This window comes from Microbulbifer mixtoriginis (SeqCode) (assembly GCF_052467945.1).
Window position 1 is genome coordinate 119595 of record NZ_CP174328.1, and the last position, 13344, is coordinate 132938.

General features: G+C 55.3%; 16 protein-coding genes and 2 tRNA genes. 17 read left to right on the forward strand and 1 reads right to left on the reverse strand.

The window, feature by feature from the left end; all coding sequences use genetic code 11:
• Window positions 1-215: 215 nt before the first annotated feature.
• Window positions 216-623 (reverse strand): HU family DNA-binding protein, encoded by a 408-nt coding sequence (locus ACJJIJ_RS00515; protein ID WP_252084616.1) that lies wholly within the window; start codon window positions 621-623, stop codon window positions 216-218.
• Between the two features lie 288 nt (window positions 624-911).
• On the opposite strand from ACJJIJ_RS00515, the gene ACJJIJ_RS00520 reads away from it, so the two are divergent.
• The 17 genes from ACJJIJ_RS00520 to ACJJIJ_RS00600 all read left to right on the forward strand — a co-directional run bounded on the left by ACJJIJ_RS00520 (window position 912) and on the right by ACJJIJ_RS00600 (window position 13311).
• Window positions 912-1178 (forward strand): FmdB family zinc ribbon protein, encoded by a 267-nt coding sequence (locus ACJJIJ_RS00520; RefSeq protein WP_252084617.1) that lies wholly within the window; start codon window positions 912-914, stop codon window positions 1176-1178.
• Window positions 1179-1255: 77 nt separating this feature from the next.
• Window positions 1256-3034: an aspartate--tRNA ligase gene (aspS, locus tag ACJJIJ_RS00525; RefSeq protein WP_444891302.1), complete on the forward strand. Its 1779-nt coding sequence runs from the start codon at window positions 1256-1258 to the stop codon at window positions 3032-3034.
• A 105-nt stretch (window positions 3035-3139) separates the two neighbouring features.
• Window positions 3140-3883, forward strand: coding sequence for a YebC/PmpR family DNA-binding transcriptional regulator (locus tag ACJJIJ_RS00530; RefSeq protein WP_252084619.1), 744 nt, complete (start codon window positions 3140-3142; stop codon window positions 3881-3883).
• A gap of 166 nt (window positions 3884-4049) precedes the next feature.
• On the forward strand, window positions 4050-4577 hold the full coding sequence (ruvC, locus tag ACJJIJ_RS00535; RefSeq protein WP_252084620.1) for a crossover junction endodeoxyribonuclease RuvC: 528 nt from the start codon (window positions 4050-4052) through the stop codon (window positions 4575-4577).
• A 65-nt stretch (window positions 4578-4642) separates the two neighbouring features.
• The gene (gene ruvA / locus ACJJIJ_RS00540; RefSeq protein WP_444891301.1) at window positions 4643-5254 is read left to right on the forward strand and encodes a Holliday junction branch migration protein RuvA; all 612 of its coding nucleotides are present in this window, start codon (window positions 4643-4645) and stop codon (window positions 5252-5254) included.
• Between the two features lie 24 nt (window positions 5255-5278).
• On the forward strand, window positions 5279-6301 hold the full coding sequence (gene ruvB / locus ACJJIJ_RS00545) for a Holliday junction branch migration DNA helicase RuvB (protein ID WP_252084622.1): 1023 nt from the start codon (window positions 5279-5281) through the stop codon (window positions 6299-6301).
• 55 nt (window positions 6302-6356) lie between these two features.
• Entirely contained in the window at window positions 6357-6761 is a 405-nt protein-coding gene (ybgC, locus tag ACJJIJ_RS00550; protein ID WP_444883810.1) for a tol-pal system-associated acyl-CoA thioesterase, read from the forward strand.
• 4 nt (window positions 6762-6765) lie between these two features.
• A complete protein-coding gene (tolQ, locus tag ACJJIJ_RS00555; protein ID WP_152451559.1) occupies window positions 6766-7455 on the forward strand; it encodes a protein TolQ in 690 nt (229 codons plus the stop codon).
• A 20-nt stretch (window positions 7456-7475) separates the two neighbouring features.
• Complete coding sequence (gene tolR / locus ACJJIJ_RS00560; protein ID WP_444883811.1) at window positions 7476-7907, forward strand: protein TolR; 432 nt, start codon at window positions 7476-7478, stop codon at window positions 7905-7907.
• 7 nt (window positions 7908-7914) lie between these two features.
• The gene (tolA, locus tag ACJJIJ_RS00565) at window positions 7915-8709 is read left to right on the forward strand and encodes a cell envelope integrity protein TolA (protein WP_444938373.1); all 795 of its coding nucleotides are present in this window, start codon (window positions 7915-7917) and stop codon (window positions 8707-8709) included.
• Window positions 8706-10001, forward strand: coding sequence for a Tol-Pal system beta propeller repeat protein TolB (gene tolB, locus ACJJIJ_RS00570; protein ID WP_252084626.1), 1296 nt, complete (start codon window positions 8706-8708; stop codon window positions 9999-10001). The genes tolA and tolB overlap by 4 nt, the downstream gene beginning before the upstream one ends.
• A gap of 94 nt (window positions 10002-10095) precedes the next feature.
• Window positions 10096-10581, forward strand: a complete 486-nt coding sequence (gene pal, locus ACJJIJ_RS00575; RefSeq protein WP_444891297.1) for a peptidoglycan-associated lipoprotein Pal — start codon at window positions 10096-10098, stop codon at window positions 10579-10581.
• Between the two features lie 18 nt (window positions 10582-10599).
• The gene (locus ACJJIJ_RS00580; protein WP_444938374.1) at window positions 10600-11424 is read left to right on the forward strand and encodes a YbgF trimerization domain-containing protein; all 825 of its coding nucleotides are present in this window, start codon (window positions 10600-10602) and stop codon (window positions 11422-11424) included.
• Window positions 11425-11549: 125 nt separating this feature from the next.
• On the forward strand, window positions 11550-12209 hold the full coding sequence (queE, locus tag ACJJIJ_RS00585; RefSeq protein WP_252084629.1) for a 7-carboxy-7-deazaguanine synthase QueE: 660 nt from the start codon (window positions 11550-11552) through the stop codon (window positions 12207-12209).
• 38 nt (window positions 12210-12247) lie between these two features.
• Window positions 12248-12925: a 7-cyano-7-deazaguanine synthase QueC gene (queC, locus tag ACJJIJ_RS00590; protein ID WP_444883815.1), complete on the forward strand. Its 678-nt coding sequence runs from the start codon at window positions 12248-12250 to the stop codon at window positions 12923-12925.
• A 131-nt stretch (window positions 12926-13056) separates the two neighbouring features.
• Window positions 13057-13132: transfer RNA gene (locus ACJJIJ_RS00595), tRNA-Lys, on the forward strand.
• A 103-nt stretch (window positions 13133-13235) separates the two neighbouring features.
• Window positions 13236-13311: transfer RNA gene (locus tag ACJJIJ_RS00600), tRNA-Lys, on the forward strand.
• Window positions 13312-13344: the final 33 nt, after the last annotated feature.

Sequence of the window (13344 nt, forward strand, 5' to 3'; positions counted from 1 at the left end):
TTACGCTATTCATCAGCTAATAAATATTGCCGGATAGACTCCCGTATGGGATCGGTTATTTTTTATGGAAGCTACACCCTGCTGATATTGATAAGGGCGTGGTTAAAAGGGTAATTGGTGTAGCTAAGAATGGGGCTATGGCCAATCTTTAGATGGTATATAGGGGCATAAAAAAACCCCGCAGTTGCGGGGTTTAGTGCCTGAGGCTGGGAGCCTTAGGACTCAGCCATTTCCTTCAGCTTCTTCAGCGGGCGAACTTTTACCTGGATGCTTGCAGGCTTGGCCTTGAAGACAGTCTCTTCACCAGTGAAGGGGTTGATACCTTTACGGGCTTTTTTGGCTGGCTTCTTCACAGTGGTGATTTTCATCAGGCCCGGCAGGGAGAATTCGCCAACAGCGCGCTTCTTGATGTGGCCTTCAATAATATCGCTCAGCTCGTCCAGAACAGACTGTACCTGCTTGCGGGACAGTTCAGTATTTTCTGCGATCTGGTTCAGCACCTGGGTTTTGGTGAACTTCTCTTTGATCGCTTTTACTTTCTTAACTGGAGCGGCAGCGGCTTTCTTGGCTGGAGCCTTTTTGGCAGCAGTGGTTTTGCTGGCAGCTTTCTTGGCGATTGCCATAGCTTACTTCCTTCTTTGTTGTTCGGTGTATATCCGGTAAAAGTGTGTTCGGTCTCCCGCTGCGCTGCATCCACAAAACGGCGTCTCAGCGGGTGATGGTGGGAAGTATATATAGTTTTTGTTTGGCCGCACGGGAAAATACTAGAAAAATAGTGCTTTTTCCTTATTTTGTACCTATTTTGAGATCCCAAACCCCTTCTACAAAGGCCAAAAGGGGGTGCCTGCTTCTTCCCTCTGGGGGGCTCATGTATACTCTGTTCCCCTTTTTCCAGCATCGGGTACCGAGTAATGCCGATCTATGAATACCAGTGCAATGCCTGCGGCCACGAGATGGAGGCCTTGCAGCGCATGAGCGACAACCCCCTCAAAGACTGTCCAGCCTGTGACAAGGCCGAGTTGCACAAGAAGATTTCAGCAGCGGGATTTCGCCTCAAGGGCGGCGGCTGGTACGAGACAGATTTTAAGACCGGCAGTAAGAAAAATTTGGCCGGTGATGCTGCCAATGGCAGTAAAGCTAAAAGTGGCCAGCCGGCAAAAACGGCGAAGACGGCTTAAACCCGCTGTGCGGAGCCGCTTGTGCGGTGTACTCTCTATTTAACCTTTTTACCTATCGATAACGGGAATTTTCATCCATGCGCAGCGACTACTGTGGCGTCCTTCGTTCCGCGGACATAGACCGTGTAGTAACCCTCTGTGGCTGGGTCGACCGCCGCCGCGATCACGGCGGTGTAATCTTTATCGACCTGCGCGACCGCGAGGGAATTGTTCAGGTGGTATTCGACCCGGATGCGGCCGAGCATTTCGAAATGGCCGATCGCGTGCGCAGCGAATATGTTCTCAAGGTCACCGGCCGTGTGCGCGCCCGCGCGCCCGAAGCCCTTAATCCGAATATGGTGACTGGTGAAGTTGAGGTTTACGGCACTGAGCTTGAAATTCTCAACACGGCAGAGACGGTGCCTTTCCAGCTGGATGAGCACACCGCTGTGGGTGAGGACGTGCGCCTCAAGTACCGCTACCTGGACCTGCGTCGCAACGAAATGCAGAACAACCTGTATTTCCGCTCCAAGCTCACCACGGCCATTCGCAATTATCTGGATGAGCACGGTTTCCTCGATATCGAAACCCCGATCCTGACCCGCGCCACCCCCGAAGGCGCGCGCGATTACCTGGTGCCGAGCCGCACCCACGATGGCAAATTCTTTGCCCTGCCGCAGTCTCCGCAGCTGTTTAAACAGTTGTTGATGGTGTCCGGCTTCGATCGTTACTACCAGATTGCCAAGTGTTTCCGCGATGAAGACCTGCGCGCCGATCGCCAGCCGGAATTCACTCAGATCGATATCGAGACTTCTTTCCTCGACGAGGAAGAGATTATGTCGATCACTGAGGGCATGGTGCGCAAGCTGTTCAAGGAATTGAAAGGCATTGAGTTGGGTGAATTCCCACGTATGTCCCATTACCAGGCGATGTTGCGCTACGGCTCTGACAAGCCGGATCTGCGCATTCCGCTGGAAATGGTAGAGATCAAAGACCTGATGACCGAAGTGGACTTCAAGGTGTTCTCTGGACCGGCCAATGATCCCAAAGGTCGCGTAGCGGCTATCAAGGTGAGCGGTGGCTGCGACAAGCTGACCCGCAAGCAGATCGATGACTACGGCAAGTTTGTGGGCATCTACGGTGCCAAGGGTCTGGCCTATGTGAAGGTGAACGACCGCTCCGACCTGGAGAATGGCCTGCAGTCGCCGATCGTGAAATTCCTGCCCATTGAGACTCGTGCTGCCATTCTGGATCGGCTTGAGGCTGAGAGCGGCGATATTATTTTCTTCGGCGCGGATACCGCCAAAGTGGTCTCCGAAGCGCTGGGTGCGCTGCGCTGCAAGTTGGGTGAAGACCTCAATCTGTACACCAGTGAGTGGGCGCCCCTGTGGGTAGTGGCCTTCCCGATGTTCGAGGAAAATGAAGACGGCAGCCTCACCGCGTTGCACCATCCGTTTACTGCCCCTTCCTGTAGCCCCGAAGAGTTAGAGCAGAACCCACTGGGGGCGCTGTCGCGCGCCTACGATATGGTGCTGAATGGTACCGAGCTGGGTGGCGGTTCTGTGCGTATCCACGACCAGGCCATGCAGCAGGCGGTGTTCCGTATTCTCGGTATCGATGCGGAAGAGCAGCGCGAGAAATTTGGCTTCCTGCTGGATGCTCTCAAGTATGGTGCGCCGCCCCATGGAGGCCTGGCCTTTGGTCTGGACCGCTTGGTAATGTTGATGACTGGCAGCGATTCTATTCGCGATGTGATTGCCTTCCCCAAAACCCAGAGTGCCGCCTGTGTCATGACGGATGCTCCGGGCACGGTGGATGCCAAGCAGTTGCGCGAGCTGAATATTCGCCTGCGCCAGAAAGAAGAAAAAATCAGCTGATTTTCCCCCGATGGGCCGGGCGAAGCGGGCCTGTCAAATCGTGGTGATGGGCATTTCGCTTCGCATATTGGCCCATCCCTCGCACAGATTGAAGAGAGACGGAACATGGCCGGACATAGTAAATGGGCCAATATCAAGCATCGTAAAGCGGCTCAGGATGCCAAGCGCGGCAAGATCTTTACCAAGATCATTCGTGAGCTGACCGTAGCGGCCAAGGCGGGCCCCAACCCCGACGATAACCCGACATTGCGCGCGACTATCGACAAGGCTCTGGGCGCGAATATGAAGCGCGACACCATCGATAAAGCTATTGCCCGGGGCGCCGGCAATGCGGAAGGTGATAACTATGAAGCTGTAGTTTATGAAGGTTACGGTGTCGGCGGTGTTGCAGTACTGGTGGAGTGTCTGACCGACAACCGCAACCGTACAGTGGCCGAGGTTCGCCACGCTTTCTCCAAGCGCGGCGGCAACCTGGGTACCGATGGCTCCGTAAGCTATCTGTTCACCCGCAAAGGTCAGATGTTTTACGACATTGGCGTGGATGAAGACGCGTTGATGGAAGCGGCCCTGGAAGCGGGTGCTGAGGATATCGAAACCAACGATGATGGCAGCGTTGAGGTGACCACTGAATTCCAGGATTACCTCACGGTGAAAGATGCGCTGGTAGCCGCAGGCTTCACGCCGGACAGCGCCGAAATCGCCATGATTCCGTCCACCACTATCCCGTTGGATAAAGAGGGGGCAGAGAAGGTGTTGGCCCTGATCGAGATGCTGGAAGATCTCGACGATGTGCAAAATGTTTACACCAACGCGGATATTCCCGCAGAGGTGATGGAAGAGCTGGGCTGAGTCCCAGTTCAGACCGGGGCGGACGGTGTTTGCTCCGGTTTACCCTCATATCGCTTCAGCAGATAGCCACTTTTTCTATGCTGTCTGCGATCTCCCTTGACGCCTCGCTCCCACCTTGGGACACTCCCGCCACTATATAAACATACAGATATTTGGGGAACACCTCTTGACCCGAATCCTGGGTATTGACCCCGGCTCGCGTAAAACCGGCTATGGAATTATCGATGTAGAACGGGGTAAGGCCCGCTATGTGGCCAGTGGGGTAATTCGTATTCCCGAAGGCCCCCTACCTGAGCGCCTAAAGCTGATTTTCGACGCGGTTTCTCAGATTGCCCAGCAATACCAACCGGCGCAGATGGCAATTGAAAATGTATTTATGTCTAAGAGTGCGGGCTCAGCCCTGAAACTGGGCCAGGCGCGCGGTGCAGCCATAGTGGCCGGGGCCAATAGTGGTCTCGCCGTGGCTGAGTATGAGGCGCGCAAGGTCAAACAAGCGGTGGTGGGCAGTGGTGCAGCCGATAAGCTGCAGGTGCAGCACATGGTCAAAACCTTGCTGTCACTACCGGGGACTCCCCAGGAGGATGCCGCCGATGCACTCGCCGTGGCTCTCTGCCATATGCACACGGAGCAGACCCTGCTATTTACCGCCGGCGGAGCGCGCAGCCGCTTTCGCCGCGGTCGCCTCAGCGTTTAGAAAACTCTGCAGAAGTTGGCCCTCATTCTCATTGTGGGCAGCGATAGATAAACCTGGAACAACACATGATTGGAAGACTGAGTGGCACTCTGGCCGCGGTACAGCCCCCTTTGTTACTGATTGATGTGCAAGGGGTGGGCTACGAAGTACTCGCGCCTATGACCACAATTTTTGAATTGCCCGCCCTGGGACAGCCGGTTCGAGTACACACGCACTTGGCGGTTTCCGAAACGGCCCAGCAACTCTACGGCTTTATCCGCGACGCCGATCGCAAACTGTTCAGGACCCTGATCAAGGTCAGTGGTGTGGGCCCCAAGATGGCCCTGGCGATTTTATCCGGTCTCGATGGTGCGGCTTTGGCACGCTGTGTGGCTGAGGATAATGTTGCGGCACTGGTAAAGGTACCAGGCGTTGGCAAGAAGACGGCCGAGCGTTTGATTGTAGAGCTGCGCGATAAGTTGACCCCGGATTTCGGTGATTCCAACGATATTCCATTGATGGCGGCAGCCACAGCACCCAAGGTAGATCATACCGGCGAGGCCGAGAGCGCCCTGGTGGCCCTGGGTTACAAGCCCACTGAGGCCAGCAAAATGGTGGCCCGCGCGAGCAAGGAGCAGCCGGAAGCCGACAGTGCCACCCTTATCCGCCTGGCCCTAAAGGGCATGGCACCCGCCTAAACCGGAAGGCTTGGAGTTGTTGCGATGATTGAAGCCGATCGTTTAGTAGCCCCCGAACCAGCGGGGCCATCTGGGCAGGAAGAGCAGTACGACCGCGCTGTGCGCCCCAAAGCGCTGGCCGACTATGTGGGTCAGCCAGTGGTGCGCGAGCAGATGGAGATCTTTATTCAGGCGGCCAAATTGCGCAAAGAGGCCCTGGATCACACTTTAGTGTTCGGTCCTCCAGGTCTGGGTAAAACCACTCTGGCCAATATTATTGCCGCAGAGATGGGTGTTGCGATCAAGACTACCTCGGGGCCAGTGCTGGAGAAGGCCGGTGATCTGGCCGCGCTAATGACGAATTTGGAACCTGGGGACGTACTGTTTATCGACGAGATTCACAGGCTCAGCCCCCATGTAGAAGAGGTTTTGTATCCGGCCATGGAGGATTACCAGCTGGATATTATGATCGGCGAGGGGCCGGCGGCGCGTTCAATCAAGTTGGATCTGCCACCCTTTACTCTGGTGGGGGCCACTACCAGAGCGGGCCTGCTCACCTCGCCCCTACGCGATCGATTCGGCATAGTGCAGCGGCTGGAATTCTACAACGTGCAAGACCTCACCAGTATCGTGCGTCGCTCCGCCAGGTTGATGGGGGTTGAGATGGATGAAGGCGGAGCCTTACAAGTGGCGCGTCGCGCCCGCGGTACCCCGAGGATTGCCAATCGCCTGCTGCGCCGTGTGCGCGATTACGCAGATGTTAAGGGCGATGGTGCGGTGGATGCTGATATCGCCGATGCCGCTTTGAATATGCTCAATGTGGATGCAAAAGGCTTCGACTCTCTGGATCGACGTATGCTGTTGGCGATGATCGAGAAATTTGATGGTGGTCCAGTGGGGGTGGACAGTCTCGCCGCTGCTGTGAGCGAAGAGCGGGATACTTTGGAAGATGTGCTGGAGCCCTACCTGATCCAGCAGGGCTATATTGCCCGGACACCCCGTGGGCGAGTAGTTACCGGGCTCGCCTATGAACATTTTGGCCTGCCTAAGCCGGATAAGGTCAGTTGATGATTCAGCACCAGTTACTTTTGGGGCGGGTGATTGTGGAAGTGAGGGAAATTCAATGAAGGAAGAGTTCGGTATTCCTGTAAGGGTTTATATCGAAGATACCGATGCGGCCGGCATCGTGTATTACGTGAATTATTTGAAGTATATGGAGCGCGCGCGCACAGAACTGTTGCGCTCCCTCGGGTATGATAAGCCGGCAATGCCGCAGGAAGGTGTACTGTTGGTGGTACATTCCGCCGAGGTCCAGTACCGTCGTTCCGCCAGGCTCGATGACGCATTGCGCGCCACGGCGGCGATTGGCAAACTGGGGCGTGCCGCAGTGACTTTTGAGCAAAAAATTTGGCGCGGCGATGAGCTAATTTGCGAAGGCGTGGTCAAAGTGGCCTGTGTCGCTGACGACAGCCGCAGGCCCTGTGCCCTGCCGGAACCTATTTATTCAGCATTAAAGGCAGTTATTTAAGAAGATGAACGCCGGTGAACAACTTTCTCTTTGGGGGCTAATTCAGAACGCCAGCCTGTTGGTACAGCTCGTCATGTTGCTGCTGTTACTGGCTTCTGTGGTGTCCTGGGTCATGATTATCCAGCGCGGGCTCTACTTATCCCAGGCCAAACGCGCGCTCAATAATTTTGAACGTCGTTTCTGGTCCGGTGCAGATCTGAACAAACTTTTTCGCGAGGGCAACGAGCGCGCCGAAAAAGGAAAGACCGATGGGGTCGAATCCCTGTTTCGCGCTGGCTTTACTGAGTTTACCCGCCTGCGCCAGCAGGGCAGTAGTGGCCCGGAAGCGGTTATGGAAGGTACCGAGCGCGCCATGCGCGTGGCCATGTCCCGGGAACAGGAAAAGGTAGAGATGAACCTGCCGTTTCTGGCGACTGTAGGCTCCGTTAGCCCCTATATCGGCCTGTTCGGCACCGTTTGGGGGATTATGAACTCCTTCCGCGGTCTCGCCACTATGCACCAAGCCACCATTGCCACTGTAGCCCCGGGTATCAGTGAGGCACTGGTGGCAACGGCCATGGGTTTGTTCGCAGCGATTCCCGCGGTGATGGCCTACAACCGTTACTCGGCCAAGGCGGAGTGGCTGTTGTCCAGCTACGAAACTTTCGCCGAGGAGTTTTCCTCTATCCTGCACCGCAAAGTGCACTCCGGCTGAGTAGTGAGTAGGCGAACCCTATGAGTGTGTTTCGCAAGGGAACCAAGAAAAAGCTGGTCTCCGAGATCAATGTAGTGCCCTACATCGATGTGATGCTGGTGCTGTTGATTGTCTTTATGGTCACGGCACCATTGTTGATGCAAGGGGTCAAAGTGGACCTGCCAAATGCGCCCTCGGCGCCGATGGAGGACACCGATGAGGAGCCTTTGATTATTTCGGTGCGTGCCGATGGCACCTATTACCTAAATCTGGGTACCGATGAGCAGGAGGCCAAGTCTCTCACTGAGATTAAGGAGACGGTGGCCAAGGTGTTGCGGCAAAAGCCGAAAACCCCGGTACTAGTGTGGGGCGATAGCGAGGCCCGCTATGGCTTGATCGTCAATGCCATGACCGAGCTGCAGCAGGCGGGTGCACCGAGTGTCGGCCTGGTGACAGAGCCACCGCAGGGGTAGGGTGCCGGTGAATAAAGGCTTTTATGTATTGGCGATAATAATTAGCCTCCTGCTACACGGGGCGCTAATCACTGCCATTACCTATGGTTGGGAAGCCAGCAGTATGCCCGAGCGCAAATCGATGCCGAAGTTTGTGCAGGCCAAGCTGGTAACCATTGAGGCGGCGACGCCAAAGAAGAAACTGCCCAAAAAAGTAGACAAAATTCAGCAGCGCGCCCAGCGCGAGGCTGAGCAAAAACGCAAGGCCGAAGTTGAGCGCAAGCGCCGCGCGGCCCTGGAGCAAAAGAAAAAGCAGGAAGCGGAGAAAAAGCGCAAGGCCAAAGTCGAAGCCGATCGCAAGGCTAAGCAGGAGAAGGCCCAGCGCGAGAAAGAACGCAAAGAAAAAGAGCGTAAGGAAAAAGAACTCAAGGAGCAGCTGGCCAAAGAGCGAGAGAGCTCTTTCAATGAAGCGCTGGAGGATGAACAGGAGCTGCTTGATGCCAATGATGGGCAGCAGGCGGTGATGTCTGTAGCCCAAGCGATTCAGCAGCAAATTGAAGCCGTGTGGAGTCGCCCACCGAGTGCCCGTAACGGCATGTTGACCAAGGTAAAAATAAATTTTGTCCCCACCGGCCGGGTGGTGGCAACTAATATCGTCGAGGGCAGTGGTAATGCGGCCCTGGATCGATCGGTACTCACCGCCATCCGTCGGGTGGAAGTCTTTCCTGAAGTGGCCAAGTTGGCCCAGGAGGAGCCGGTGATATTTGAGCGGGAAGTCCGCACCACAATTTTGAACTTTAAAGTCGAAGATCTGCGCCAATGATCAAGAGTTTACTGAAGACAGTCGTCATTATTGCAATCGCCTCGGTGAGCCTGGGGGCTCGCGCCCAGCTGGTGGTGGATATCACCAGTGGTATCGATGATCCCACCCCGATCGCGGTATCCCCATTCAGCTGGTCAGGCGGTGGTGTCCTCAAAGAGGATGTCTCTGGAATTATTTCTGCCGACCTGCGCCGCAGCGGCCTTTTTTCTCCGGTACCCAAGGAGGACATGCTGTCCTTCCCTAAAACTCCGGAAGATGTGGTGTTCCGCGATTGGCGTATCCTCGGCACCGAGTACATTGTTACCGGCCGTATCGAGCCTCAGGCCTCGGGCTACCTGCTGACTTTTGACCTGGTGAATGTTTTCGGCCAGCACAAGATGTTCACCAAACAGGTACGCGGCGGCCAAACCCAGTTGCGCGATATTGCCCACCGCGCCGCCGATGAAATCTTTGAGGCCATCACTGGTATTCGCGGCGCCTTCTCCACAGAGATGGTGTATGTGCAGGAAGAGAAGCGCGGTGGCAAGCCCAGCTATGTGCTGATGCGCTCGGATATCGACGGTGCCCGTGCCAAGCAGGTTCGCCGCTTTAGTGCGCCAGTGATGTCGCCCATGTGGTCGCCCAACGGCCAGGAGCTGGCCTATGTTTCTTTCGAGACCGGCCGCCCGGCGATTTTCCGCGAAAACTTGCGCACAGGCGAACGCAAACAACTAACCAACTTCAAGGGCATCAATAGCTCGCCAACCTGGTCTCCTGATGGAACCAAGTTGGCTATGGTGCTCTCCAAGGACGGCAACCCGGAGATCTATGTACTGGATTTGGCGAGTGGTAAGTTCACTCGCATGACCAGACACTTCTCCATCGATACCGAGCCGAACTGGATGCCGGATGGTAAATCGCTGGTTTTCACCTCAGATAGGGGAGGGAAGCCACAAATTTACCAATTGACTCTTGCCACTGGTCAAGTCGACCGCTTAACCTTCGATGGCGACTACAATGCGCGGCCGCGTGTTTCTCCTGATGGGAAAACGTTGGTCATGGTACATCGCAACCGGGGAACCTTTACCATCGCCACGATGGATATTAACTCGGGCAGGATGCGTGTCCTCACGGAGACCACCCTGGATGAGTCCCCCAGCATTGCACCCAATGGGGCCATGCTGATGTACGCAACCAAGCGCGGAGACAAGGGCATTCTGGCTGCGGTATCGCTGGATGCCGGGGTGAAGTACAACTTACCCTCACAGAGAGGCGATGTCCGTGAACCGGCATGGTCGCCATACTTTGATTGAGGCGGGGGCCCAGCGCTCTGAGGCGTGGGGTATTTATAAGACCAATTTTAAAAATCTTTCAGGATTTTCGATAACACTAAAAGCGGAGTAGCTTATGTTGAAATCAGTAAAAACGGGCCTGGGGTTGGCCTGTGTTCTGGCAGTAATGGCCGGTTGTAGCAATACCAGCAGCGACAACACCAGCGGTGAAGAGTACACTCAGCCTGAGGTTGATACTCAAGTTGAAACTAACGTTGTAGATGAGCCTGAAACCATGGCTCCGTTGGAAAATGTGGTTTACTTTGACTTCGACCAGTCCCTGCTGAAGCCAGAAACCCGTGAACTGCTGATCCGTCACGCCGACCGCATGCGCAGTAATGCTACTGCTGTTCGCCTCGAAGGCCACGCTGACGAACTGGGCACCCGCGAGTACAACCTGGCTCTGGGTGAGCGCCGCGCCAATGCCGTACGCGACTTTTTGGTACTGCAGGGCGTAGACGCAGCTAACCTGGAAGTAATCAGCTACGGTGAAGAGCGCCCGGCTCAAATGGGCTCTAACGAAGCTGCCCGTGCGATGAACCGTCGCGTTGTTATTAACTAATCGTCAAAATGGATGCCAATGGCTTTTACGATTAGAAAACTGGCGATCGCCGCTGCCATAATGGCTGCGGCATCGCCCGTATTCTCCCAAGCCCCGATTGTCGACCTGACTGCCAGCAGCCAGGAGCCGTCGCCCGTCTCAAGTGACGCTAGTAACGAGGACATCTACCTCGCCCGCGCCACAACCCCCAGTCCCAAAGCTAAGACCAACCCCCAGGCTGAAGCCTACTACCAGATGCAGGTATTGCAGCAGGAAGTGCGCGAATTGCGCGGTACGGTTGAGGAGCTGCGCCACGAGATTAAGCGTCTCAAACAACAGCGCACCGAGGACTATATGGATCTGGACCGGCGTATAGCGCGCCTGAGTGGTACAGAGCCCTCAGCTCAGCCGCCGGTGGATACTAAAGGCAGTGGTGGCGCCTCTGTTGAAGGAGGTTCCTCAATGCCGCCCAAGCCCCAGGGGCCGAAAGACGGCAAGAGTGAACGCGACCGCTATCAGGCCAGCTTTGGTCTGGCTCGCAATGGTGACTACGGTGGCGCCAGTGCTGAATTCAAGAGTCTGCTACAAGACTTTCCCAACGGTCAGTATGCCCCCAATGCCAATTATTGGCTGGGTGAGATAGCGCTGGTACAGGGAAATTTGGAAGAGGCCCGCGGATGGTTTGTGGCCCTGCTGGACGGCTACCCGAACTCTAATAAAGTCTGGGATGGTCGTTACAAGCTGGGAACGGTTTACCACCAGCTGGGAGATCAGCAGAAAGCGCGCAACCTGCTGGAGCAGGTGGCGGCGAGTGATGCCCGTGCATCAAACCTGGCTAAAAAATATCTGCAGGAGAACTTCTAGCCCGGTGCGGCAGTAATAACTGCTGCTGTTGCCTAATTTGCATCGCTGGTTTTTTGAGCAGAAAAAGCCTATGATCCCGCGCCCGGATGGCATGTGCCATTCGGGCGTTTTTGTGTCGGGTGTGTATGACCAATCTGTCTAAAGAATCACTCAGAATTAGTGAGATTTTCTACTCCCTTCAGGGGGAAGCGCGGGAAAGTGGCCTGCCTACGGTTTTTGTTCGACTGACCGGTTGTCCGCTGCGCTGTACCTATTGTGACTCGGAATACGCTTTTTATGGCGGCGAGCGCATGACCCTGGAGCAAATATTGCAGCAGGTGCAAAGCCACCCCGCACGCCATGTTTGTGTAACTGGCGGCGAGCCCCTGGCCCAGCCCAATTGCCTGCCCTTGCTTGAAGCCCTTTGCGACGCCGGCTACTCGGTATCACTGGAGACTAGTGGCGCCATGCCGGTGGATCAGGTGGACCCGCGGGTATCCCGGGTTGTGGATCTGAAAACCCCAGCTTCCGGAGAGCAGCACCGCAACCGCATGGAAAATATGCAGGTGCTCACCCGCGATGATCAGATCAAATTTGTGATCTGTGACCGGGGCGATTACGAGTGGGCCAGGTTCACCCTGGATCAGTACAACTTGCCAGAGCGTGTAGGGGAGGTACTTTTCTCGCCCAGCTATGAGCAGTTGCCGGCGCGGCAGCTGGCGGAGTGGGTGCTGGCCGATGGGTTGCCGGTGCGCATGCAGATGCAGCTGCACAAATTGCTGTGGGGAGATATCCCGGGTGTCTGATTGGCCCGGTGATTGTGGATTGAAAAATTGAGGAAGAGATGACTGCAAAGAAAGCGGTAATTTTGCTGTCCGGTGGCCTCGACTCGGCCACAGTGCTCGCCATGGCGCGTGCAGAAGGTTATGAATGTTATGCCTTGGGTTTTGATTACGGTCAGCGGCACGAAGCTGAATTGTTAGCGGCAAAGCGCGTAGCCGCTGATCTCGGAGCGGCAGAGCACAAAGTGGTGAAGCTCGATCTGCGTTCAATTGGCGGCTCGGCCCTAACCGATGACAGTATTGAGGTTCCCGAAGAGGAAACCAGTGGCATCCCGGTTACCTATGTACCGGCTCGCAATACGGTATTCCTCTCTATTGCCCTTGGCTGGGCCGAGGTGCTTGGAGCTCAGGATATTTTTGTCGGCGTCAATGCGGTGGATTACTCTGGCTATCCGGATTGCCGGCCGGAGTATATCGAGGCCTATGAAAAGATGGCCAACCTCGCTACCCGCGCTGGGGTAGAGGGAAACAAGCTCTCTGTGAGAGCGCCGCTGATGCAGATGAGTAAGGCGGATATTGTACTCGAGGGAACCCGTCTTGGGGTTGATTACAGTTTGACGGTATCCTGTTACCAGGCGCGCCCAGATGGTGCGGCCTGTGGTCGCTGCGATAGTTGTCGGCTGCGTGCTGCGGGATTTACGGAAGCAGGCTTGGCGGACCCTACGGTGTATGCCAGCTGATTGTCAGTTGGTGTCATTTTTATGGGAAATGCCTAACCCCTTAAATTTGTTAGATTTTTTTTCGGGTTAGGTATTGTCTTTTCAGAATAGATCCGTAAGATACGCAGCTCCTCACATCGAGGCACGGAAAAGGGTCGTTAGCTCAGTTGGTAGAGCAGTTGGCTTTTAACCAATTGGTCGCTGGTTCGAATCCAGCACGACCCACCATTTCCGCCGGGGATATCCACAGTAACCCCACAGCTTTTACAGATCTGCGAGAGAAGTAAAGGCATCCTGAGTTGGGACATACCAAGTTCGCCCAACTTCCTAAGGGTCGTTAGCTCAGTTGGTAGAGCAGTTGGCTTTTAACCAATTGGTCGCTGGTTCGAATCCAGCACGACCCACCATTTCTTTACTGCATTCCTTTTTATTTTTTACTT